The organism is Pseudarthrobacter xylosi, assembly GCF_055412765.1.
Genome location: NZ_JBVAYT010000007.1, coordinates 38,846 through 61,846 on the forward strand (window position 1 = coordinate 38,846; position 23,001 = coordinate 61,846).

24 protein-coding genes and 1 pseudogene are annotated in these 23,001 nt (G+C 65.2%); 4 read left to right on the forward strand and 21 right to left on the reverse strand.

The window, feature by feature from the left end; translation table 11 throughout:
• Positions 1 to 31: 31 nt before the first annotated feature.
• From ACZY1F_RS15140 to lysS, 4 genes are all read right to left on the reverse strand, one after another.
• On the reverse strand, positions 32 to 2,524 hold the full coding sequence (locus tag ACZY1F_RS15140; protein ID WP_463918249.1) for an ATP-dependent Clp protease ATP-binding subunit: 2,493 nt from the start codon (positions 2,522 to 2,524) through the stop codon (positions 32 to 34).
• A gap of 558 nt (positions 2,525 to 3,082) precedes the next feature.
• The gene (locus ACZY1F_RS15145) at positions 3,083 to 3,412 is read right to left on the reverse strand and encodes a histone-like nucleoid-structuring protein Lsr2 (protein WP_463942679.1); all 330 of its coding nucleotides are present in this window, start codon (positions 3,410 to 3,412) and stop codon (positions 3,083 to 3,085) included.
• 145 nt (positions 3,413 to 3,557) lie between these two features.
• On the reverse strand, positions 3,558 to 3,737 hold the full coding sequence (locus ACZY1F_RS15150; RefSeq protein ID WP_463942681.1) for a hypothetical protein: 180 nt from the start codon (positions 3,735 to 3,737) through the stop codon (positions 3,558 to 3,560).
• Positions 3,738 to 3,739: 2 nt separating this feature from the next.
• Positions 3,740 to 5,272: a lysine--tRNA ligase gene (gene lysS, locus ACZY1F_RS15155; RefSeq protein WP_463942682.1), complete on the reverse strand. Its 1,533-nt coding sequence runs from the start codon at positions 5,270 to 5,272 to the stop codon at positions 3,740 to 3,742.
• Positions 5,273 to 5,339: 67 nt separating this feature from the next.
• Here lysS and ACZY1F_RS15160 point away from each other — a divergent pair, with 67 nt between their 5' ends.
• The 3 genes and pseudogenes from ACZY1F_RS15160 to ACZY1F_RS15170 all read left to right on the forward strand — a co-directional run bounded on the left by ACZY1F_RS15160 (position 5,340) and on the right by ACZY1F_RS15170 (position 7,985).
• Complete coding sequence (locus tag ACZY1F_RS15160; RefSeq protein WP_463942683.1) at positions 5,340 to 6,227, forward strand: alpha/beta fold hydrolase; 888 nt, start codon at positions 5,340 to 5,342, stop codon at positions 6,225 to 6,227.
• 30 nt (positions 6,228 to 6,257) lie between these two features.
• Positions 6,258 to 7,120: pseudogene (locus tag ACZY1F_RS15165) on the forward strand (alpha/beta fold hydrolase).
• A gap of 34 nt (positions 7,121 to 7,154) precedes the next feature.
• A complete protein-coding gene (locus ACZY1F_RS15170) occupies positions 7,155 to 7,985 on the forward strand; it encodes an alpha/beta fold hydrolase (protein ID WP_463942685.1) in 831 nt (276 codons plus the stop codon).
• Between the two features lie 88 nt (positions 7,986 to 8,073).
• Here the strand turns inward: ACZY1F_RS15170 and ACZY1F_RS15175 are convergent, their stop codons facing one another.
• Together ACZY1F_RS15175 and ACZY1F_RS15180 are read right to left on the reverse strand one after the other, a co-directional pair.
• Complete coding sequence (locus ACZY1F_RS15175) at positions 8,074 to 9,564, reverse strand: DHA2 family efflux MFS transporter permease subunit (protein ID WP_463942687.1); 1,491 nt, start codon at positions 9,562 to 9,564, stop codon at positions 8,074 to 8,076.
• Between the two features lie 222 nt (positions 9,565 to 9,786).
• Complete coding sequence (locus tag ACZY1F_RS15180) at positions 9,787 to 10,419, reverse strand: TetR/AcrR family transcriptional regulator (RefSeq protein WP_463942689.1); 633 nt, start codon at positions 10,417 to 10,419, stop codon at positions 9,787 to 9,789.
• A gap of 129 nt (positions 10,420 to 10,548) precedes the next feature.
• On the opposite strand from ACZY1F_RS15180, the gene ACZY1F_RS15185 reads away from it, so the two are divergent.
• A complete protein-coding gene (locus tag ACZY1F_RS15185) occupies positions 10,549 to 10,830 on the forward strand; it encodes a hypothetical protein (protein ID WP_463942691.1) in 282 nt (93 codons plus the stop codon).
• A gap of 75 nt (positions 10,831 to 10,905) precedes the next feature.
• Here ACZY1F_RS15185 and ACZY1F_RS15190 read toward each other — a convergent pair whose 3' ends face one another.
• The 15 genes from ACZY1F_RS15190 to hpt form a co-directional block, all read right to left on the reverse strand.
• Positions 10,906 to 11,616 carry a GAF and ANTAR domain-containing protein gene (locus ACZY1F_RS15190; protein WP_463942693.1) on the reverse strand — a complete coding sequence of 237 codons (711 nt, stop codon included), beginning with the start codon at positions 11,614 to 11,616 and terminating at the stop codon, positions 10,906 to 10,908.
• A 9-nt stretch (positions 11,617 to 11,625) separates the two neighbouring features.
• Positions 11,626 to 12,321 (reverse strand): GAF and ANTAR domain-containing protein, encoded by a 696-nt coding sequence (locus tag ACZY1F_RS15195; RefSeq protein WP_463942694.1) that lies wholly within the window; start codon positions 12,319 to 12,321, stop codon positions 11,626 to 11,628.
• A 126-nt stretch (positions 12,322 to 12,447) separates the two neighbouring features.
• Positions 12,448 to 12,693: a hypothetical protein gene (locus tag ACZY1F_RS15200; protein ID WP_463942696.1), complete on the reverse strand. Its 246-nt coding sequence runs from the start codon at positions 12,691 to 12,693 to the stop codon at positions 12,448 to 12,450.
• Positions 12,674 to 12,895 (reverse strand): hypothetical protein, encoded by a 222-nt coding sequence (locus tag ACZY1F_RS15205; protein WP_463942698.1) that lies wholly within the window; start codon positions 12,893 to 12,895, stop codon positions 12,674 to 12,676. The genes ACZY1F_RS15200 and ACZY1F_RS15205 overlap by 20 nt, the downstream gene beginning before the upstream one ends.
• Positions 12,896 to 13,184: 289 nt before the next feature.
• Positions 13,185 to 14,111 carry a 4-phosphopantoate--beta-alanine ligase gene (locus ACZY1F_RS15210; RefSeq protein WP_463942699.1) on the reverse strand — a complete coding sequence of 309 codons (927 nt, stop codon included), beginning with the start codon at positions 14,109 to 14,111 and terminating at the stop codon, positions 13,185 to 13,187.
• A 1-nt stretch (position 14,112) separates the two neighbouring features.
• Complete coding sequence (locus ACZY1F_RS15215; RefSeq protein WP_463942701.1) at positions 14,113 to 15,003, reverse strand: Rossmann-like and DUF2520 domain-containing protein; 891 nt, start codon at positions 15,001 to 15,003, stop codon at positions 14,113 to 14,115.
• Complete coding sequence (locus ACZY1F_RS15220; protein ID WP_463942702.1) at positions 14,996 to 16,582, reverse strand: PH domain-containing protein; 1,587 nt, start codon at positions 16,580 to 16,582, stop codon at positions 14,996 to 14,998. Before ACZY1F_RS15220 ends, ACZY1F_RS15215 begins: the two co-directional genes overlap by 8 nt.
• Complete coding sequence (locus tag ACZY1F_RS15225) at positions 16,579 to 17,091, reverse strand: PH domain-containing protein (protein WP_463942704.1); 513 nt, start codon at positions 17,089 to 17,091, stop codon at positions 16,579 to 16,581. Before ACZY1F_RS15225 ends, ACZY1F_RS15220 begins: the two co-directional genes overlap by 4 nt.
• Complete coding sequence (locus ACZY1F_RS15230; protein ID WP_463942706.1) at positions 17,072 to 17,605, reverse strand: DUF3180 domain-containing protein; 534 nt, start codon at positions 17,603 to 17,605, stop codon at positions 17,072 to 17,074. The genes ACZY1F_RS15225 and ACZY1F_RS15230 overlap by 20 nt, the downstream gene beginning before the upstream one ends.
• A gap of 3 nt (positions 17,606 to 17,608) precedes the next feature.
• On the reverse strand, positions 17,609 to 18,148 hold the full coding sequence (gene folK / locus ACZY1F_RS15235; protein ID WP_463942707.1) for a 2-amino-4-hydroxy-6-hydroxymethyldihydropteridine diphosphokinase: 540 nt from the start codon (positions 18,146 to 18,148) through the stop codon (positions 17,609 to 17,611).
• Positions 18,145 to 18,546 (reverse strand): dihydroneopterin aldolase, encoded by a 402-nt coding sequence (gene folB / locus ACZY1F_RS15240; RefSeq protein ID WP_463942709.1) that lies wholly within the window; start codon positions 18,544 to 18,546, stop codon positions 18,145 to 18,147. Before folB ends, folK begins: the two co-directional genes overlap by 4 nt.
• An 11-nt stretch (positions 18,547 to 18,557) precedes the next feature.
• Positions 18,558 to 19,478, reverse strand: coding sequence for a dihydropteroate synthase (gene folP, locus ACZY1F_RS15245; RefSeq protein WP_463942711.1), 921 nt, complete (start codon positions 19,476 to 19,478; stop codon positions 18,558 to 18,560).
• A 10-nt stretch (positions 19,479 to 19,488) separates the two neighbouring features.
• Positions 19,489 to 20,133 carry a GTP cyclohydrolase I FolE gene (gene folE, locus ACZY1F_RS15250; protein ID WP_463942713.1) on the reverse strand — a complete coding sequence of 215 codons (645 nt, stop codon included), beginning with the start codon at positions 20,131 to 20,133 and terminating at the stop codon, positions 19,489 to 19,491.
• A gap of 10 nt (positions 20,134 to 20,143) precedes the next feature.
• Complete coding sequence (ftsH, locus tag ACZY1F_RS15255) at positions 20,144 to 22,210, reverse strand: ATP-dependent zinc metalloprotease FtsH (protein WP_463942715.1); 2,067 nt, start codon at positions 22,208 to 22,210, stop codon at positions 20,144 to 20,146.
• A 237-nt stretch (positions 22,211 to 22,447) separates the two neighbouring features.
• Complete coding sequence (hpt, locus tag ACZY1F_RS15260) at positions 22,448 to 22,999, reverse strand: hypoxanthine phosphoribosyltransferase (RefSeq protein WP_463918294.1); 552 nt, start codon at positions 22,997 to 22,999, stop codon at positions 22,448 to 22,450.
• Positions 23,000 to 23,001 lie beyond the last annotated feature (2 nt).

Consider the following 23,001-nt stretch of genomic DNA (forward strand, 5'->3'; position numbering starts at 1 on the left):
GGGGAGCGGCCGGGGCCTTCGCTGTCTTGCCTTAGACGCTGGGAGCGATCTCCGGGATGAGCGGCTTGGCGTTGCCGGCGAACGTGAATTTGGCGTCGTCGCCTTCGCCATCCACGTCCACTACAACGATGTCGCCGGCGTGGATCTCACCAAACAGGATCTTCTCTGAGAGCTGGTCCTCGATTTCGCGCTGGATGGTGCGGCGCAACGGCCGGGCACCCATGGCGGGATCGTAGCCGCGGGTTGCCAGGAGAACCTTGGCCGCGGTAGTGAGCTCGATGCCCATGTCCTTGTCCTTGAGGCGCTTCTCCAGGCGGCCGACGAACATGTCCACGATCTCGATGATCTCGTCCTGGGTGAGCTGCGGGAACACCACAACATCATCCACACGGTTCAGGAACTCCGGACGGAAGTGCTGCTTGAGTTCCTCCGTCACACGGGCACGCATCCGGTTGTAGCCGGTCTGGGTGTCCGTGCCGGACTGGAAGCCAGTGGCAACGCTCTTGGAGATGTCCCTAGTGCCCAGGTTGGTGGTCATGATGATCACGGTGTTCTTGAAGTCCACCACGCGGCCCTGGGAGTCGGTCAGGCGGCCGTCTTCCAGAATCTGCAGGAGTGAGTTGAAGAGGTCGGCGTGCGCCTTCTCCACTTCGTCGAACAGGACGACGGAGAACGGACGACGGCGGACCTTCTCGGTGAGCTGGCCGCCCTCTTCGTAGCCCACATAGCCCGGAGGGGCACCGAAGAGCCGCGAGACCGTGTGCTTCTCCGAGTACTCGGACATGTCCAGCGTGATGAGGGCATCCTCTTCGCCGAACAAGAACTCGGCCAGGGCCTTGGCAAGTTCGGTCTTGCCGACGCCGGTGGGGCCGGCGAAGATGAACGAGCCGCCCGGACGCTTGGGATCCTTCAGGCCTGCACGGGTACGGCGGATGGCCTGGGACAGGGACCTGATGGCCTCGTTCTGGCCCACCACACGCTTGTGCAGTTCGTCTTCCATCTTCAGCAGGCGCGAGGACTCTTCCTCGGTCAGCTTGAAGACCGGGATGCCGGTGGAGTTGGCCAACACTTCGGCGATGAGATCCTCATCCACCTCGGAGATATCGTCCATGCCGCCGGACTTCCAGTGGCGCTCCTTCTCGGAGCGCTCGGTGATGAGCTTCTGCTCCTTGTCCCGGAGGGAAGCGGCGCCTTCGAAGTCCTGGGCGTCGATGGCGGATTCCTTCTCCATCTTCAGCTTGGCGATCCGCTCATCCATGGCCTTCAGCTCCGGCGGGGCGGTCATCCGGCGGATCCGCAACCGGGCACCGGCCTCATCGATCAGGTCGATGGCCTTGTCCGGCAGGAAGCGGTCCGAGATGTAGCGCTCGGCGAGGTTCGCGGCCGAGGCGAGGGCGCCGTCGGTGATGGTGACACGGTGGTGCGCCTCATAGCGGTCACGCAGGCCCTTGAGGATCTCAATCGCGTGCGCGACGGAGGGCTCCTTGACCTGGATCGGCTGGAAGCGGCGCTCCAGCGCGGCGTCCTTCTCGATGTGTTTGCGGTACTCATCCAGGGTGGTGGCACCGATGGTCTGCAGTTCACCGCGGGCCAGCATGGGCTTGAGGATGGACGCAGCATCGATGGCACCTTCAGCAGCGCCGGCACCCACAAGCGTGTGGATCTCGTCGATGAAGAGGATGATGTCGCCGCGGGTACGGATTTCCTTGAGGACCTTCTTCAGGCGTTCTTCGAAGTCACCGCGGTACCGGGAGCCGGCCACCAGTGAACCGAGGTCCAGGGTGTACAGCTGCTTATCCTTGATGGTTTCCGGGACGTCGCCGCGGACAATCGCCTGCGCGAGGCCTTCGACGACGGCGGTCTTGCCGACGCCGGGCTCACCGATCAGGACAGGGTTGTTCTTGGTGCGGCGCGAAAGGACCTGCATCACGCGTTCCATTTCGGATTCGCGTCCGATCACCGGGTCCAGCTTGTTCTCGCGCGCAGCCTGGGTGAGGTTGCGGCCGAACTGGTCCAGGACCACGGAGCCGGCGGGAGTGCCTTCGGGCTGGCCCGGACCGACGCCGGCGCCGGTGGTTTCCTTGCCCTGGTAGCCGGAGAGCAGCTGGATGACCTGCTGGCGGACCCGGTTAAGGTCTGCGCCGAGCTTCACCAGCACCTGGGCGGCAACACCCTCACCCTCGCGGATGAGTCCCAGCAGGATGTGCTCCGTGCCGATGTAGTTGTGGCCCAGCTGCAAGGCTTCGCGCAGCGAGAGTTCCAGCACTTTCTTGGCGCGTGGGGTGAAGGGGATGTGACCGGACGGGGCCTGCTGGCCCTGGCCGATGATCTCCTGTACCTGCTCGCGCACGCCGTCGAGCGAAATGCTCAAGGACTCAAGAGCTTTGGCGGCAACGCCCTCACCTTCATGGATCAGACCCAAGAGGATGTGTTCGGTACCAATGTAATTGTGGTTCAGCATGCGTGCCTCTTCTTGGGCAAGCACAACTACGCGACGGGCACGGTCCGTAAATCGCTCAAACATTTCGCCACACTCCTAGCTACGACGTACTTTGATGCTACGTGGCAGACCCCCTCTTGGGGAGCGTGTTCGCCACAGGGGAAACATGACGTGTTCAACCTCCCGTCACCCTGCACCGCTTGGATCCGGTGTTTGCGCTGAGCTTCGTCGGCGCCTTCCTCGCATTAGCGGGCTCAAGAGCCCATTCGTGGGCCAGTGGGCTTGCCAGCGCACTGCCCATCTCGGTCAGCCAGGAAATCGTTCGACGAACAGCGCCGCCAGGACTGCCACAAATTTCCGAGACCCGCTAATTCCAGACATTCCCGTCTCCCCACGCTCAAAAATTCGAGTCGGCTAATTCGAGCGGGCGCCCCGGCCAGGGGCCCGACCCGAATCACCGGCTGATCCCAAGGAAATTGCGCGACGATTAGCGGCCCAACGGCACGCCCGGAGGCCGTTAGCCAGCAAAGGTTTTGCGTATACTCGAGTCCGTCTTTGCGCATTCACTATTGGCATCAAAAAACCCTGCCCCCACCCGAAGGGTGAAGACAGGGCCTAATACGGCGGTCGGAGACGCGCAGGTCAGGAATTTGCCTTTTGGTAGGCTTCCTGGATTTCAGCCTGAATTCGGCCCCGGCTGTTAACCGTGTAGCCGTTATCGCGGGCCCATTGACGGATCTGAGCGGAGTCGTTGGCGCGGGCGCCTGCAACCGGTTTGGTCCGGGTAGCCCTGCCGGCCGAGGTCTTGCGCCCGGCTGCAACAAAGCGCTCCAAGGCAGAACGGAGCTCGGCCGCATTGGCCGAGGACAGATCGATTTCGTAGCTGACCCCATCGAGGCCAAAACGGACGTTCTCGTCCGCAGATGCCCCATCCAGATCATCGACGAGGATGATGTTTACTTTCTGTGCCATTAAATATGTCTTCCTCTTGGAAAGGTTCGGTTGTCAGAAAATGAGGATGTTCCTATAAAAAGTATGAACCTCTTTATGGCAACGCGTCAAAGCGTCGAATCGTTCCTGTGGATATCCACAGGGGCCCGCAGAAATCTTTTTCGGGCTATTTGTCCGATTCCGGGTTCTGTTCGTTCAATGGCAACCCGGAACGTGATTCCGCCTCGGCCTGGGCCTGCGCTTCGGCCTTACGCTCGGACTTATCGGCATTGAAGATGGATTTCATGGCAAACCAAAAAAGCAGGCCAACCACCAGCGAGGGCAGGAGTACGGCTACATATTCCATGGTCAGTGGCCTTCGGGCTTCAGGAGCGGGAAAAGGATGGTTTCGCGGATGCCGGCGCCGGTGAACAGCATCACCAGCCGGTCAATACCCAGGCCGATGCCGCCCATGGGTGGTGCGCCGTATTCGAGGGCCCGGAGGAAGTCCTCGTCCAGCTGCATGGCCTCGTCATCGCCCGCGGCAGCGTGCCGCGACTGTTCGGTCAGCCGCTCGCGCTGGATGACGGGGTCGATCAGCTCGGAGAAGGCCGTGCCGCGTTCCATGCCGCCGATGATGAGGTCCCAGGCCTCGATCAGCCGGCCGTCAGTCCGGTGCGGGCGGGCCAGCGGCTGGGCAGACGGCGGATAGTCGTATACAAACGTGGGGTTCAGCAGCGTGGGTTCCACAATCTCGCCAAACAGTTCCACGGCCAGTTTCTCAGCCTCCCACTTCGGGTCCACCTTGACCTCATGCTTAGCCGCGATTTCGCGGAGCACCTCAAGCGACGTGTCAGGCGTGACTTCCTGGCCAACGGCGTCGGACAGTCCCGGGTAGACCGAAACCCAGGCCCAGTCGCCGTCGAGGTTGATCTCCCCCGCTTCGGTCTGGAGGGTGCGGCCCACACCCACGGCGTCAGCAGCGTCGAGGATGATCTCCTTAATGCGCTCGGCCATGACGAACTGGTCAGCCCAGGCTTCGTAGCACTCCAGGGTGGTGAATTCGGGGCTGTGGGTGGAGTCCACGCCTTCGTTGCGGAAAACGCGGCCCATGTCGTAGACGCGATCGATCCCGCCCACCACGGCGCGCTTGAGGTAAAGCTCCGTGGCAATGCGAAGGGTCATCTTCTGGTCGAACGCGTTCATGTGCGTCTCGAACGGGCGGGCCAGGGCGCCGCCGTGGACCAGTTGGAGGATGGGGGTCTCCACCTCGACGTAGCTGTGGCGGTGCAGGCTCTCGCGGATGGAACGGGTAATCGCGGCCCGGGTGTAGACCATCTCCCTGGCTTCGTCGCGCACCATCAGGTCCACATAGCGCTGGCGGACGCGGGTTTCCTCGTTCAGTTCCGCGTGCAGCACCGGCAACGGGCGCAGTGCCTTGGAAGCCATGGACCAGGACTCGGCCATCACGGACAGCTCGCCGCGGCGGGAGGAAATCACTTCGCCCTTGATGAACACGTGGTCGCCCAGGTCCACCAGCGACTTCCAGTCCGCGAGCGCTTCCTCGCCCACGTTGGCAAGGCTGAGCATCGCCTGGAGCCGGGTGCCTTTGCCGTCAACGCCGCCTTCCTGGAGCGTGGCGAAGCAGAGCTTGCCGGTATTGCGCACAAAAACCACGCGGCCGGTGACGCCCACAACGTCGCCGGTGGTCTCGTCAGCCTCAAGGTGCGCGTACTTTTCGCGGATCTCCGTGAGGGAATGCGTGCGTTCCACACCCACCGGATATGCCTCGGTGCCGCGCTCGATCAGCTTGGCGCGCTTGTCCATTCGGATGCGCATCTGCTCGCTGGCGTCGAGCGGCTCTGGGGCATTTTTTGGGGTGGGGGTGTTTTGGGAAGTCACAATCCCCAAGTTTACCGGGAGTTCGCGTCACCGGCTCCCGGCGCACGCCCAGGCATAGACTCGGGCTGTGGAGACCTGGAAAGTTGAAGCGGAGGACGGCGGGCGCCTCGACGTGCACTCGTTCCGCACCCCCGCGGGACTGGACCCGTCGACGACGGCGGGACCTCCCGGCGTCGTACTCATCCATGGCACTCTGGTCACCGACGCCCTCTACCGGCCTTTTGCCCGGAAGCTCAGCGTCCTGCTGGGCCGGCCGGTGCACTGCTACAACCGCCGCGGCAGGGCGGGTTCGGCCCCGCAGCCGGAGGACTACTCGGTGGAGACGGAAGTTGGCGACCTTGCGGCGGTCATGCGCGAGACCGGCTCCACGGACGTGGTGGCCCACAGCTACGGCGGCTTCGTGGCATTGCAGGCGGCCCGGACGCTGCCCGTGGGCCGGCTGGTGACCTATGACGCCGCGGTGTCGCTGTCCGGCAACCTGAGCCACCGCTGGCGGCCGGAGCTTGAGGATGCCGTCACCGCGGGCCAACTTAACCATGCCTGGGCGCACCTGGTCCAGGGCCTGGCCACGGCGGGTCCGCTGTCCTACCTGCCGCTCGGCGCGCTCCGGATGCTGAGCATTCTCTCCGCCAGGACCAACCTGGGCGCGGAGATGCGACAACTGCTTCCCACGGCCGTCACCGAAATGCGCGCCGTGCTCGACGCCGACGCCGAACTGGAGAATTTCACCGCCCTCACCACCCCCATCCTGATGCTCAGCGGCGGCTGGAGTCCGGCGTATTTTGCCGAGACAGGCCGGCAACTGGCGGCCGCCGTGCCATCCATCGATTTCCAGGTGGTCCCCGGCCAGCTGCATGAAGGACCCATCCGCCCCGGCAAGGGACTGGCCGTGCGGATTGCCCGGTTCATCAACGGCAGCGACGGCCAGGACCGGAAGCTGGGGAGGCGCCGGTAGGGCGCTTTGCCTGCAAAGGGCGCGCCTAGGATGGGGAGCGTGAAAGAACAGGAAGTCCCCACGCTCGACGGCGGCAGGCTGGCTGTCTACAGCTACGGAACCGAGGACGCGCCGGGCGAACGCCGCGTGGTGGTCATCGGCGGGGCCTTCCTGACGGCCCTGATCTACCGGCCATTCTCGATGGCTTTAGCCGATGGGCTGGGCGCCGGGTGGGCTGTTGACGTCTATGACCGGCGCGGGAGGGGCAACTCCACCGAACAGCCGGCGGATTATTCCATGGCCACGGAAATCGCCGATGTCCGTGCGGTCATGGATGCCACGGGCGCCCGTAACCTGCTGGGCACAGCCTGGGCGGATCGGTGGCGCTGAACGCTGTCCAGGAGTTCGTGGGCACGTCCTACGAACCGGACAAGCTTGCGGTCTACGACGCCGCGGTCAACATCGACGGCAGCATTGACATGTCCTGGCTGGACGAGTTCGAGGCCGCGGTGAACGCCGGCCAGGTGGCGCATGCCATGGCCCGAATGAAAAAGGGCATGCAGCCGGGCACCGCGCTTTCAAAGATCCCCGAGCCTGTCCTTGCAGGGCTGATGGCCGTGGTGTCCCGCACAAGGGTGAACAAGATGCTCCGGGAGCTGATGCCCACCGGCGTGGGCGAACTGCGGGCCGCGTACGACGAAGCCGAGCATGCCAGGAACTTCGCCATCCTGCCCGCCAACACGCACTTTATGGTGGGCGGCAAGAGCCCGAGCTACTACAAGGTCACGGCCCAGCGCCTTCACGCGGCCGTCCCGGGGAGCACGTTCGAGCTCTCACCCAAGGGCTTCCACGGCTCCATCCCGGCCGCAGTAAAGGAACTTGTCACTGACATCGCGGAATACTTCAAGGGCTAAGGCTTTCCGCAGGTTGCTCGGCTAGGCTCGGATCATGACGAGCGAGAACATCAAGACCCCCGACGGCGGCACCCTGGAGCTCTTCTCCACGGGTGCTGAACTGGCGTCCGCCGGTTCCGGCGTGGTTGTGGTCCCGGCCTCCATGGTGACCGCGGCCGACTACACAAAGTTCGCCCAGAAACTCAGTGCTGCGCTGGGCCGCCCCGTACACACTTTCAACCGCCGCGGCCGCGGTTCGTCCTCGCCGCAGGCCGACGACTACACGCTGGACGCGGACATCCGGGACCTGGACGCCGTGATGAAGCACACCTCCAGCACCGACGTCTTTGGCCACAGCTTCGGCGGCGCCGTGGCCCTGCACGCGGCCCGTACCCTTCCGGTGGAGCGGCTGGCCGTGTATGACCCCGCGGTGTCCGTGAACCACAGTGTGAAGGCCGACTGGACTGCTGAATACGAACGCGCCACGGCCGCCGGGGACGACGACCGCGCCCTGGCCGTCCTCACCAAGGGCCTGGAGACCGGCGCCTTCTCACGGATGCCGCTCTCCATGCTCACCATCGCCAACAAGCTCACCGCCGGCACCCACGTGGGCAAGCAGATGCGCGAGCTGATGCGTACCGGCGTCCGGGAAGTCAAAGCGATCATCGCCGCGGACATGCCGGCCGAGCCGTTCCAGGAGCTGCCCCTGGAAACGCTGATTGTTGTGGGCGAGAAGAGCCCCGCGTATTTCGGCGTGGCCTGCGGCCAAATCCACGATGTCCTGTCCGGCTCCAGCTACACCATCCTGCAGGGGGCCGGCCACGACGGCGTCCTGCGCGCCCCGGACAAGCTCATCACGGAGCTGAGCGACTTCTTCGCCGGCTGACCCCAATCAAAGCAACGCGGGGTCACTTAGCGCCCGTTCCGGTGGGCCGGATGGGCGCTAAGTGACCCCGCGTTGGTCTATGAGTCCGTTAGTGGGCGCCGTGGTTGGGGGCGGCACCTTCTGTTTTACGCATCATCGCGGAAAGTACGACGGCGGCCAGGGCTATGGCGGTTGCGGTCAGGAACGCTGCGCTCATGCCGGCAACGAGCCCCGACGCTGCCGAAACCACGGCGAAGATGGACACGAGCAGCGCCGTGCCGGCGGCGCCGGCCACCTGCTGGGCAGTGCTCATGATCGCCGAGCCGTGCGAGTAGAGATGCGGCGGCAGCGGGTTCAGGCCGGTGGTGAATGCCGGCGTGAACAGCAGCGCCAGGCCGAAACTGAGCCCCACGTGGAGGGTGACGATCCACCAGACCGGAGTGCCGGCGTCGAGCATTGAAAACTGCCACAGTGCCAGCACCATAAGCACGGAACCGGTAACGGTGAGCGGAAGCGGCCCCACTTTGTCGAACAGCCGGCCGATGAACGGGCCCAGCAGGCCCATCGCCAGGCCGCCCGGAAGCAGCGTGAGGCCGGTCTCCAGCGAACCCAGGCCGCGGATTTCCTGCAGGTAGAGCGGCAGCAGGATCACGCCGCCGAAGAGCGCCATCATGGCCACCACCATCAGCAGCACGGAAACCGTGAACATCCTGAAGTTGAAGGCGCGGAGGTCCAGCAGCGGGGCTTCGGCCTTCTGCAGCCGGAGCTGGCGGAGCACAAAGACCGTCAGGCTGGCGACGCCGATGACCAGCGCGGCGATGGCCACGGTGCTCGGACCGCTTTCGCCGCCATGGCCGCCACCGATCTGGCTGAGGCCATACACCAGGCCGCCGAAGGCAGGAACCGTGAGGAGCACGGAGAGGAAGTCGAGCTTGGTCTTCTCGGTTTCGCCCACGTTCGTGAGGTACTTGGCGCCGATGGCCAGCGCGGCCAGGGCGACAGGCAGGACAAAGACGAACATAAAGCGCCAGGTGAAGTGCTCAAGGATCAGCCCTGAGACTGTTGGCCCCATGGCCGGCGCCACGGAGATGGCGATGCTGACGTTGCCCATGACGGCGCCGCGCTTGGCCAGCGGGACCAGGGTGAGGATGGTGGTCATCAACAGCGGAAGCATGATGGCTGTGCCGCCGGCCTGGACGATGCGCGCCAGAAGCAGGATCTCAAAACCCGGAGCCACCGCCGCCAGGGCGGTGCCGCCGGCGAACAGACCCATGGCCAGCATAAAGACGGCCCGCGTAGACAGGCTTTGGAGGATGAACCCGGTGGTGGGGATGACCACGGCCATGGTGAGCATAAAGCCGGTGGAGAGCCACTGCACGGTGGGGGCGTCCACGTTAAGGTCAACCATCAGGCGCTGCAGGGCAACATTCATGATGGTTTCGTTCAGGATCACCACAAAGGTCGCCACGAGCAAAGTGGCGATGATGGTCACCGATTCGCGGGACATCTTCTCCGGCGCGGAGGACTTCGGCGCCGCCGCCTTGGATTCGATGGCCTGCGCGGGGTCGCCGGCGGCGTTCGAAGAGACTTCTGTAGACATGGGTGTTCCCTCAGGGAGTAAGAATGAAGTGTCGCGCGAGCATCGTCGCTGCAGATTCCAACACTCTACCGGCTGGAGTAATTCCGGGCAGGGGATTTTTCTTCGCCACGAGCATTTTCCGGCCCCGGGCCCATCGCGGGCCAGCCTCAACGGTTGCTCCAACAACGCCCTTTTGGGGCGCTCAAAAAGGCGGGGGCTTAAGTGTACGTTCGCGCCGGCGGGTTAGCGGCGGTGGTGCTCGATCAGCCAGCCGGCCATCTGCTGGGCCCGCTTCGCCGCCTGGGTGTCGCCTTCGGTGGCGGAAACGATGGACCCTTTCATCAGGATGTGCCAGGACCGGGCAAAATCTTCCGGGCGGTCCAACCCGGCCTGCTGCGCGAGGGCCTGCACATGGCCTCTGATCCTTGCCAGGTAATCGATGCTGGCCAGGCCCAGCGGATGGGCCGGGCCCATTTCCAGCAGGATGTTGATGAAGGAGCAGGCCTCGAAGTCGTCGCGCAGGAACCAATCGCCGAAGACGTCAAAGATGGCCAACAGTTGTTCGGTGGGGGTGGTGCCGCGCAGCTTGGCTTGGCCAACGATGGCATCATCTGTCCAAATCCGGTCGCGCTGCTCCAGGAAGGCCAGGACCAGTGCGTCCTTGGACGGGAAGTGCCGGTAAAACGTTGCCTTGGCCACGCCGGAACGTTCGATCAGTTCATTAACACCCACGTCCCGCACACCGCGGCGGGAAAACAGTTCATAGGCCACAGCCAGGATCCGTTCCCGGGAACCGGCAGGCCGAACTGCCGCCTCGGCGGGTAAATCCGCAGGAGACAGTGCGGGTTCTGCAGTGTGATCTGCATCGGAAATCATCGTAAGAACAGTTTACTCCAAGGGGCAGACAGACCGGTCTTACTCGCTGTAATGTTTTCTCAGACGCAGTGCTTTGACTCCGACGGATTGCCTTCCAGGGTCCCGTTGGCCTGGTGCAAGGAGGCTCCAATGTCAGCAGAGCGACGGTTCGAATTTGTCCGCTGCGACGATCCCGACCCGTGGATTGACAGCACGACGGCATCCGCCGAGGTCAGGTATTTCGCCCGGGAGTCCCTCAGGTGGCAGGCACAGGAAATCATCGACGAAGTGCTTCGCGGAACAGCCCCCGGCGAGGAATTGGCCCGGGCCAGGTTGCGTCGCTGCGTGGCCCAGAACCCCGGCAAGCCCGAACGTGCGCTCCTGCAGCAGCTCATGCTCAACCGCGACCCGCAGGGCAAATCGACGCTGTAGGGCAAGCCGTTCCTGCGCCCTCCTGACAGCGGCGGGCTTCATAAACGTGAGGCTCTCCTACGACGTAAGGCAGCCTTACAACGTGAGGCTGCGGTCCACAATGAGCCCGGCCGTCACCTGGAGGCTTTGGCTGTTGGCGCGTGCATGGCTGCGCAGCAGGTTGAACGCCGCGTCCATGTCCACCCCGGCGGTATGGGCAATGACGCCCTTGGCCTGCTCAATCAGCACCCGGGTGTTCAACGCGAGCTGCAACTGCTCGTTGACCAGTCCCGCTTCCCTGATGGTGCGTTCCTGCATCAGGCTGATAGTGGCGACGTCGGCAAGGGCCTGGCCGATTGCGGCATCCTCCGCGGACAGGAAGCCTTCACTGGCGCCGAACAGACCCATGGCTCCGATAATCCGGCCGTGAACGCGCATGGGTACTGCATGCACTGAACGGAAGCCCTGCGAGAGCGCGGCTTGGCGGAAACCCAGCCATTTGGTAAGCCCGGCTATGTTGTCCACTCCAACTGCCGCCCCGGTGAGGTAGCACTCAACGCAGGGTCCGGCTCCGGCTTGAAGCTGGAGCACCTCGACGAGCTGGCTCTCCTCGCTGGTGGATGCCACCACCTGCAGCTCTCCGCTGGGATCGGCAAGCAACAGGCCCGCGGCTGCGACGTCAAGCAGACCCACGGACTCCTCCACCAGAATATGGAGAAGGTCCAACACGTCGTAGTCGGCCACCAGCGTGTCAGTGAGCTTCACGAACGCGGCACTGGCGCGCTCGGCGCGGGTACTCGTTACCATGGCCCCATTTTACTGCAGGGCGGGTCCGGCGGCCCCACCTTTGGCGATGTCGAAGCTGAGCCTTCGTTCAAGCACAGCGGCGGCTGTCTCCCTCAGCGTGACGTCATTGGCAAAAGCGTAGGCACGCAACAACAGCAAGGATTCCGCCGCCGTCGCACCAGACTGCGCCAGGACCATTCCGGTGGCCTGGTGGATCTCGCGGCGCGACATAAGCGCCGGCTCCAGCGCTGGATCTGTATCCGGTGAGCTGAGGCTCAGTATCTTGCGCAGGAGGTACCAGGAAGTCTGCCCGGCAAGTACGGCCGCCATCGACTGGTCCGACCGGTTCAGGTTTCCACGAACGACGTGATACAGCTCAACGACACCTAGGTCCATCGCGCCCACGGTGAGTGGAAAAACGAACAGGGCGGCTGCGTCCGTCCCGGCGATCGCCTGCTGGAACATGGGCCATTCTTGGTCGGCGGTGGACTGTGCGTCGGGGATCAGCACGGGCAGGCGGGTCTTGTGGGCACGCCACCGCGGGCCTTCGCCCAGGTTGAACTGCAGTTCGTCCAGGCGGGCGGCGAGGTCATCGCTGGCGGAAACCAGGGTCTCCGCTGCAGCGCCGCCAAAAAGGGACACCGCGGCACCCGTTATGGGCAGCTTCTCCAGATATGGAGCACACACGGTCTGGTCACCGGCAACCACATCGGGTGCAATGTCCATGGTGAGCCTCTGATCCCTGAATCTTCCCGCGGTGAAGGATCCGGCTGCAGGCTGAACCGGAACGGCGGAGTCGTCACTTCAAGGATACAGATTGCGGCGAACCCGCCCGTCGTCGCCGGCCGGGCCTCAATTGGTCGTCTCCTGGTCGTAAGCATTGACCACTTCTGCCGTGGCCATCAGATGGGCCCGCAAGGCAAGTTCCGGCGCTCCAGGGTGGGCGTCCAAACACCGGCGAAGGCGCCATTTGACCTGGTCCAGATCAGGTGAGGGATCCTCCAGGATGGACGTGATGATTTCGTACGCCTGCAACCCGATGGGTGTAATTTCGTCAGCAGCGATGTACTGCATTTCCCTAGGGATCGTGGCGCTCACGGGTCTCTCCAAAAGGTACGGCCTCGCTGACGGCAACGGTGTAGGTGTCGTGCGCGTGGCGGGTTACCAGAATCCCGCACAGGCCGGTGCTGGAGGCATACTGGCGGGCAAGGTCGACGGCCGAGTTCAAATAGTCGTCCAGGACGGACGCCTCGTTTACTTTGACGAGATAGGACAGACCGTCATCTACTGTGCGGATCATTGGATTCGCTCCTGCTTTGAGCGTGACCTGTCGGCCACGGGGATACGGAAATGCCGGCGAGCAACGCTCTGACCGTGCATGCGGCTGCGCCGGGCAGGCAGAGGCCGCGCAACGCAAAGGCTGTGGAAACAGCCGAGGAATTATGGGGTGCCCTGAGTTAGATTGTTCCTCCTGGAATACGCCGAATAAGGCGATGCCAGGGTCTGGGGCAGCAGTTTCAGCATAGCCCATACACAGGGCGCCGAACAGGGATCCGAGGCCGTGCGCGCCCGCAACCTGACGTTACATTTCAGCTGCTCAGCGGCACGTTATCGATCAGCCGGACCGGCCCCACCTTGGCGGCGATGAGAGCCAGGCCCTCGCCACGGAACGGCACTTTCCGGCAGTTCTCGGCCAACGGCTCAAGCGTCAGCGGATCCACCACGTCGAAATAGTCCAGTCCCACCAACGGCTGGGATTCAACCATGGCCTGGGCCGATTCCAGATCCAGCGGCTGGTGGGCGTCCGCCCGCTCCGCCAGGAGCCGCAGCGCCCGTGACAGCACCAGGGCGGCCTCGCGCTCCTCCGCCGACAGGAACCGGTTGCGGCTGGACAGAGCCAGCCCGTCCTCGGACCGCACAGTGGGAACGGCAACAATTTCGACCGGGAAGTTCAGGTCCGCCACCATACGGCGCACCAGGGCCAGCTGCTGGGCATCCTTTTGACCGAAGTAAGCCCGGTAGGCCGGCAGTCCCCCGCCGCCGGAGGCAAAAGCACCGGCCGGCGGAAGCCCTGAGCCAGGGATGCCGTAGTGCAGGAGTTTGGCAACCACCGTGAGGGCGCCGTCGAAATGGCCCGGCCGTGAGGCGCCCTCCCACTTCTCCCCCAGGGAGCCGGCAGTCACGCGCACCAGCGGCTCGCCGCCGGGATAGACCTCTTCCACCGGCGGCGCGAACACGAGGTCCACGCCCTGTTCTTCCAGCAGGGCAAGATCGGCGTCGAGTGTCCGCGGGTACCGGTCCAGATCCACCGCATCGCCGAACTGCAGCGGGTTCACGAAGATGGACGCAACCACGACGTCGTTCTGTTCGACCGCGGTCCGCGCCAGCCGGGCGTGCCCTTCGTGCAGCGCGCCCATGGTGGGCACCAGGCCCTGGGACCTCCCCGTCTTCTGCGCGAGCAGCCGGGCACTCGCTTCACGGAGCTCCGCGGCAGTTGTCACCAGTTGCGTGGCCATGTCAGTTTTCCTCTTCCAGGGCCGCGCGGAGGGCCCCCACTTGATCCGCTTTGAGCAGCCCCCGGCTGCCTGCCCGCTGTGCCGTGGCGCGGGCCATGGCGAGGTAAGCCTCCAGTACGTCGCCGTGCGCCCCGGCGTCGTACTCCCGCAACGCCTCAGCATGGGCCGCCACTGTCCCCACATCACCACGGGCCACCGGCCCGGTCAGCGCCGATTCACCGGAGGCGAGCGCGTTCTCCAGCGTGGCCCGCAGCAAGGGGCCCAGCATCCGCTCCGGCGCGTCGACGCCCACGTCGCGGAGCAGCTGGGAAGCCTGCGCCACCAGGGTGACCATATGGTTCGAGCCATGGGCAAGAGCCGCGTGGTACAGCGTCCGGTCCCCCTCGGCGATGGCGACGGGTTCGGCGCCCATCTCCACCACCAGTGCCTGGGCAATCGGCAGCATCGCGGCGTCAGCCGTGACGCCGAAAGTGCAGTCCAGCAGGCGCGTCAAATCCAGGCTCATGCCCGTGAACGTCATGGCGGGGTGGAGCGCCAGGGGAATGGCTCCGGCGGCGCGCACCGGGCGGAGCACCCCCACGCCGAACCTGCCTGAGGTGTGCGCCACGATCTGACCGGGCTGCCACGCCCCGAGTTTGGCGAGGCCGTCCACCAGCCCGGCAAGGGCGTCGTCGGGCACGGCCAGGAGCACCAGTTCGGACCGTTCCACGATCTCCTGGATCTCCAGGATGGGCACGCCCGGCAGGAGCGTCTCCGCCCGCTCACGGCTGGCCTCTGACACCGCGGAAACCCCGACGACGGCGTGCTCGGCCGAGCGCAACGCCGCACCAAGGACGGCGCCTACTTTCCCGGCACCGATGATTCCGACGCCAAGGCGCCCGGGCTTAGCCACGTTGTGGGCCTTCCTGTTGGGTTTCGACGGGCTCAACCACCGGGGCGGCCACAACCACCGGAGCGGTTTCGACGGGCTCAACCACCGGAGCGGTTTCGGCGGGCTCTACCGCCGAGGCGGGCACAACCACCCTTGCCAGCCATTGTTCGCTGGTCTGCCGCTTGCGGGCGAGTCGGGCTCGAGCGGACTGGGCATCAAAAAGGGCCCGGGCCTCGTCCAGTCCGGCCTGGGTGAGCCGCGGCGAGACCGGCCCGGCCGTGGTGTGCAGGACAAGGTCCGCCACACGGAACCGCCGTGCGAGCGGACCCTGGTGCAGTGCCATTGACTGGGTGCGCTGGTGCGGGACCACCACCAGTTCCCGCCACCACCGGCCGGAGCGGAGCAGCAGGGCAGTGTCCGTGGTGGCGAAGCCGTTGCGGCGCCAGCCCAGCGGAGCCAGGAACCTGGCGCGGTGCGGCGTGGTGACAAATCCGCCGTCGGAATCCAACCCCGAGAGCCCGGCAGCGAAGATGTGTCCGGGTTCCGGCGTTCCGGGATCCGGCAGCACGAGTGCAAGCATGGACATCACGTCGGGCAGCTTGCCCACGGGCAGCAGTGTGGTCCGGGACGACGTCTCGCCGTTGCCTCCACCGGCGCCGTACCCGGCGACGTTGACCTGGATCCGGTACCAGCCGAAGATCCGCCACAGCGGGGACTGGGCCACCTTCAGCGCCTGGATCCTGCCCGGAGGCAGCGTCTGCGCCTGTGTGTCCAGCAGCCCGTAGCGGAGCCGGATCCCGTCCGGCGAAATGGCTGCCGTGAAGTTATAGCCCTTGTTAAAGAAACCCCAGTAGCTGGCTGCGAGGCCCAGTACCGCCGGGATCAGGTAAAAGAAGAAGCCGCGGTTGTCCGTCACGGCAGACAGGATCACGGCGGCGATGCCGCCCACCACCACAAAGAAGCTCTGTTCGCTCAGCAGCAGCGAACCGACAAGGCGCGACGGCGGCACCGACAGGACCGGATATTCGGGCGCCTCGGGCGCGGCCTCCTGCGGCCGGGCCGGGTCCGGGACCACGCCTGCGGCCCGTGCCAGGATGGTGGCCCGGAGCTGGCGGGCGTCATCCATCCGCAGGTAGGCCAGCTTGACGGCCGATTCACCGGCGTCGGCCACCTCAAACTTGAGTTCGGCCAGGCCGAATATCCTGGCCAGCAGGGGCTGCACGATGTCGATGGCCTGGACCCGGTCCAGCCGGGCCTGCCGCTGCTGGCGGAAAAGGAAACCGGAGTTGACCCGGACGTACCCTTCGGAGACCTGGTACTTGGTGAAGTACCAGGTCAGGATGAAGCCCAGCACGGTCACCACCAGGACGATGCCGCCACCCGCCACCAGCCAGGGTGCCCGGCCGGCGAAGTCCTGCTCGAAGAGCGGGCGGCCCTGCAGCAACCGCTCGAAAAAGTCCCGCCCGAAGAAGAAGCCAATGGCCGCCAGGGCCACCCAGCCACGTACAAAGGGGGACGCCGGGTGCACCCGCAGCCACTCGCCGTCGGGCGCTACCGGAACCGCACTCGGCGCGCCGGCCTCCGGAACGTTTGCCGTCACAGCCCTGCCAGCCTCGCTTCACCGCGGGCGGCGAGCTGCTCGCGCAGGCGGGCCCCCTCCGCAGCGGGCAGGCCGGGGATGCTGGCGTTGGTTCCGGGTGAAGCGGTGTGGAGTTTAAGCGTGCACAGTCCCAGCCCGCGTTCCACCGGGCCAACGCCGATGTCCACGTACTGCATGCGGCCGTAGGGAACCGTCATGGTCCGCTGGAAGAAAATGCCGCCACGGATCAGGAGGTCGTCGTCGCGCTCGGCATAGCCGATTGCACGCACCTGGCGCGGGATCAGCAGCAGCCGCCAGACAGCCAGGACCAGAGTCACCGCCGGGACGGTGATGGCCAGCCACAGAGGCGGCCACCGCCACCAGCCGAGCAGGACAAAAACGAGGGGCAGGGTCAGGACAACAAGCGTGACCAGGTTTCCGATGGCCCATTGCACCAGCCGCACCGTGACGTATTTCGCGGATACCCGCTGCCAGGTGATGCCTGGTGGATCAATCGCCTCTGTACGCATATTCGCCTTCCCCGGCGGCTTCGCCGCGTACCCCGCGGCCGGGTTTCCCGTCACCGGGCGTAGCATCGGTGTCCTCGGGCGGAATCCTGCAGAACCGCTCCACCAGCAAGCCGACGACGATCATCACCAGACCGCCACCGGCGATCGCGATTGCCACCCAGGTGATGCCCTGATCGCTGCGCAGATTCCAGATCCGCAGCTGGTCGACGAAGATCCCAACATGCCAGCCCAGCAGGACGGTACCCGCGTAGGCGCACGCCTGGGCGAGGACCAAGGTCCTGGCGGCAAGGATGGGGTCCAGCGCCTTTTTGCGTTTGGTGCTGTTGCGCCACCGGAGCACGCGGATGCCTAGAACCAGGGTGATGGCAACAATCACGCCCATGGTGGCCAGAGCGGTGGCCGGAAGAACCGGCGTGGCCATGCTGTAGCGCGTGGTCACCACGGTGGCCGACCAGCCGGCCACGGTCAGGACCAGGCCGATCAGCAGCAGGCGGACAGCGTTGATGGGCTTCACTGGTTACTCGACCGCCCCGGCCGTGGGGACGCCGTCGTAATCGCCGAAACCGTCGAACGGGGCGAGATCGCCAAAATCGGGTGCGCGGGCAGCGAGCTCGCTGATGCGTTCGCCGCCCAGGGTGGCCAACGGCTCGATGAGCGACCACGGATACAGCACAAAGGCGCGTGCGGCGGCGCGCGGGTGCGGCAGGGTCAGCACCGGGTCGTCACTGGTGAGGTCGCCGTAAGTAATGATGTCGACATCGAGCGTCCGCGGCCCCCAGCGCACTTCACGAACCCGGAGGTGCTTGTTTTCCACGGCCTGGCAGTGCTTCAGCAGCTCCGTCGGGGTCAGCGTGGTTTCCACGGTGATGATCATGTTCAGGAAGTCAGGCTGGCCGGCCGGGCCGCCCACGGCTTTGGTCTGCACCACCGGGGAAACGGCCTGGAGGCGGACCTCCGGCGGGTCCACCAGGTCAGCGACGGCCTCGGACAGGGTGTCGTTCCGTTCGCCCAGGTTGCTGCCGAGGGCCAGGACGGCTTTGGTGTACCCGCCGCTCATGGCCGGTGCCCGTCCTGCCGGGATTCCTGCCAGGCATTGTGTGTCCTGTTCCGGTGCACGCTGACGGCCACGTCGCCGAAGGGCACCTCGATGGGTGCCTTGGGCTTGTGGACGGTGATGTCAACGGCCTGGATGGTGAATTCGGCGAGCAGGTCATCGGCGATCCGGACGGCCAGTGCCTCGATCAGGTTCAGCGGCTCCCCGGTGATCCAGTCCTTGATCCGTTCAGCCACCTCGCCGTAGTGGGCGGTGTCCCGGACGTCGTCGGATACTGCGGCCTTGGCGAAGTCCAGATACAGCACGGCGTCCACCACAAAAGGCTGGCCCTCCCGGCGCTCGAAATCGAAGACTCCGTGATGGCCGACGGCGGTGACACCGCTCAGCGTGATCCTGTCCATGGGTGCCCGGCCTAGGTGGTGGTAGGGGCGGCGGCCATCCGCGCGGCCACCTTGACGGCGTCAAGGCTGGGACCGACGTCGTGCACACGGACGGCCCAGGCCCCCCGGGATGCGCTGATCGCGGTGATGGCGGCCGTGGCGGCGTCGCGTTCCTCCGGGCTGGCGGCCTTGCCGGCGACAGTGAGGAGTGTGCCCAGGAAACGCTTGCGGGAGGCGGCCACCAGGACCTTGTGCCCCAGACTGTCCAGCTGGTCCAGGTGCTGCAGGAGATCCCAGTTCTGGGCGTCGTTTTTGGCGAAGCCCAGGCCCGGGTCCACGATGATCTGCTCTTTGCTCACGCCGGCTGCGTAGAGCTTGTCGCGGACTCCGGCCAGTTCAGCCACCACTTCGCCGGCCACGTCCTGGTATTGGGCCAGGGAGTCCATGGTGCGGGCGTCGCCGCGGCGGTGCGTGAGAATATACGGCACCTTGGACGCCGCTACGAGCTCGGCCATCTCGGGCTCGATGGTCAGCCCGGATACGTCGTTGATGATGGCGGCGCCGGCCTTCAGTGCAGCAGCGGCCGTGGATGCGTGCGTGGTGTCGATGCTGACCAGGGCACCCGCCTTGACCAGGGCTTCGATGACGGGGATCACCCGGCGCTGTTCTTCCTCCGGGCTGACCTCCTCCGCGTCGGGACGCGTCGATTCACCGCCGACGTCGATGATGTCCGCTCCGGCGTAGAACATCCGCAGGCCCGCCGCGATGGCGGTGTCCGCCGTCGGGTGCTTTCCGCCGTCGCTGAAGGAGTCCGGAGTTACGTTCAGGATGCCCATGACCAGGGTGCGGCCGGCGGGCAGGCCGGCGAAGTTCGCGGCCGGGCGCGGCTTGCGCAGGATGGGCAGCGGAGATGTTGCGGGCCCCGTTCCCGGGGCTGCAGCTAGTGAGTCCATGGTCTGTTACTTACCTTCCGAGGATGAGGCTCATGGCCTCGGCACGGGTGGCCGGGTCATGAAGCTGCCCGCGGACCGCACTGGTGACGGTCTTTGCTCCGGGCTTGCGGATGCCGCGCATGGACATGCACATGTGTTCGCATTCGACAACGACGATCGCTCCGCGAGGCTTGAGGTGTGTTACGAGTGCTTCGACGATCTGGGTGGTGAGCCGCTCCTGCACCTGTGGGCGCTGGGCGTAGATGTCCACGAGGCGTGCCAGCTTGCTGAGTCCGGTTACTTTGCCGTCGTGGGAGGGAATGTAGCCGACGTGGGCCACTCCGTGGAACGGCACGAGGTGGTGCTCGCACGTTGAGTAGAACGGGATGTCCTTGACCAGGACCAGTTCTTCGTGGTCCAGGTCGAACGTGGTGGAGAGAACGTCCGCAGGATCCAGGTGCAGCCCTGAGAACACCTCGGCGTAGGCTTTGGCCACCCGCCTGGGGGTGTCCACAAGGCCGCCGCGGTCCGGGTCCTCGCCGATGGCCAGGAGGATTTCACGGACGGCCGCCTCGATCCGGGGCCGGTCCACCTTCTCGTGCTTCTTGTGGTGGGATCCGTCCTCCGCCGGGTGTCCGGCGGAGGCGGGTGCGTCGTCGTCGTCGAAGTGAGTCACAGGAGAAAGCTTAGCCGCGAGTGGCGTCAGGCCCCGAGTCGGGGATGCCGCCCTGGAACGCGGCGTCATCCGGGACACCCTGCGGGTGCGGCGGCAGTGCGTCCAGCGGTTCCTCGAGGCGGGCCTCCTTGGCTTCCTCCTGGGCTTCGCGCTCCGACTTCTCCAGGCGGGATTCCACAGGGCCGGCCTGCTGGACCGGACGGGTCTCCTTGGAGAGCCACACCTCACGGAAGTCACGCTTGCGGATATCCGTGAAGATGTGCGCGATCTCGGCCTGGTTGAGGGTCTCCCGTTCCAGGAGTTCCAGGGCCAGCTGGTCCAGGACGTCCCGGTTTTCGGTGAGGATGGCGTAGGCCTCGTCATGCGCCTGGTCGATCAGGCGGCGCACTTCCTCATCCACCACGTAAGCGATCTGGTCCGAGTAATTGCGCTCGTGCCCAGCGTCGCGGCCCAGGAAGGGTTCGCCGCCGCCCTGGCCCAGGCGAACCGCGCCGACACGCTCGCTCATGCCGAACTCGGTGACCATCTTGCGGGCCGTGGAGGTGGCCTTTTCGATGTCGTTGGAGGCGCCCGTGGAGGGATCGTGGAAGACGATCTCTTCCGCCACGCGGCCGCCCATCGCGTACGCCATCTGGTCCAGCAGTTCGTTGCGGGTGATGGAGTACTTGTCGTTCTCCGGGACCACCATGGTGTAGCCCAGGGCCCGGCCGCGGGGCAGGATGGTGATCTTGGTGACCGGGGCCGAGTTCCGCAGTGCAGCAGCCACCAGGGCGTGTCCGCCTTCGTGGTAGGCGGTGATTTTGCGTTCGTGTTCCTTCATCACGCGGCTGCGCTTCTGCGGACCGGCCATAACGCGGTCGATGGCCTCGTCCAGGGCGCGGTCATCGATGAGGTTGGCGTTGGAGCGTGCGGTCAGCAGGGCGGCCTCGTTCAGGACGTTGGCGAGGTCTGCGCCGGTGTATCCCGGGGTCTTCTTCGCGACGGCCTTGAGGTCAACGCCGGGGGCCATCGGCTTGCCCTTGGCGTGCACCTGCAGGATCTGGTCACGGCCAATCAGGTCCGGGGCGTCCACTGAGATCTGGCGGTCAAACCGGCCGGGACGCAGCAGGGCCGGGTCCAGGACGTCGGGGCGGTTGGTGGCTGCAATCAGGATGACGTTGGTCTTGACGTCGAAGCCGTCCATTTCAACCAGGAGCTGGTTGAGGGTCTGCTCGCGTTCGTCGTTTCCGCCGCCGATGCCGGCGCCACGGTGCCTGCCGACGGCGTCGATCTCATCCACGAAGATGATGGCCGGCGAATTGGCTTTGGCCTGCTCAAAGAGGTCGCGGACACGGGACGCGCCCACGCCGACAAACATTTCCACAAAGTCCGAGCCGGAGATGGAGAAGAACGGCACTCCGGCCTCGCCAGCCACCGCACGGGCCAGGAGGGTCTTGCCGGTTCCCGGGGCGCCGTAGAGCAGCACGCCCTTGGGGATCTTGGCGCCCACGGCCTGGAACTTGGCCGGTTCCTGCAGGAACTCCTTGATTTCCTGGAGCTCCTCCACAGCCTCGTCGGCACCGGCAACGTCCACAAAAGTCACCTGCGGCATGTCCTTGTTGACCATCTTGGCCTTGGACTTGCCGAACTGCATGATCTTCGAGCCGCCGCCCTGCATCCGGGTCATCAGGAACCAGAACAGCGCACCGAGCAGGATGACAGGGATGAGGAGCGAGAGCAGGCCGGAGAACCAGTTGCTTTCGATCGGCTGGTCCGTGTAGCCGTTGGCGGGCTCGGAAGCGGTGACGGCCTTGACGACGTCTAAGGCGCGGGCGTCGACGTAGAAGAACTGGACGCTCTTGCCCTTGTCCTGCCCGTTGACGTCCAGGTTGTCCTTCAGGGTCAGGTCAACGCGGTTTTCGCCGTCGTAGATCTTTGCCTGCTCAACCTTGCCGCTGTCGGCAAGGAGCTCAAGGCCCTTGTCCGTGTCGATCCGTGCCGCACCACCGGGGGCCAGTGTTGCAAAAGCCACAAGAAGCATGGCGATCACTACAACGATCCAGATGCCCGGGCCCTTGAAGAAACTCTTAGCTTTCATCTGATCGGGGGCTGGCCCCGTCCCTCCTGGTAGTGCTGCACGGCGAGTGGTTCTGCGCGCGTGTGGTGCTGCATCAGCTACTAGCTATACACCGTTCGGAGTAATTCACGCACGATGCTGCGCAAAAGTTCCCTCTGGGCGTAGCGGGACGTGGCGGCCGCTTAAATGCAGCGAGATGGCATTTCACGGCGCTGTCCATTGGTGCGACTGCCGTGAAGTGCCATCTCGGCGTGAGTCTTACTCGTAAACGTGCGGGGCCAAGGTGCCCACGAAGTCCAGGTTGCGGTACTTCTCGGCGTAGTCCAGGCCGTAGCCCACCACGAACTCGTTAGGGATGTCATAGCCGACGTACTTGACGTCGATCTCCACCTTGGCGGCCGTGGGCTTGCGGAAGGCGGTGCAGATCTCCACGGACGCGGTGCCGCGGGATTCCAGGTTGGTCTTGAGCCAGGACAGGGTCAGGCCGGAGTCGATGATGTCTTCGACGATCAGGACGTCCTTACCCATCAGGTCCGTGTCCAGGTCCTTGAGGATCCGGACAACACCCGAAGACTGGGTACCGGAACCGTAGGAGGACACTGCCATCCAGTCCATCGATACGTGGCTGTGGAGTGCGCGGGCGAGGTCGGCCATGACCATCACAGCACCCTTGAGCACACCGACCAGAAGGATTTCGCGGCCTTCGTAGTCCTTGTCGATCTGCGCCGCGAGCTCGCCGATCCGCTGTTGGATTTGTTCCTTGGTGTAGAGAACGTGCTTGAGGTCTGCCTGGACGTCGTTTGAATCCACCA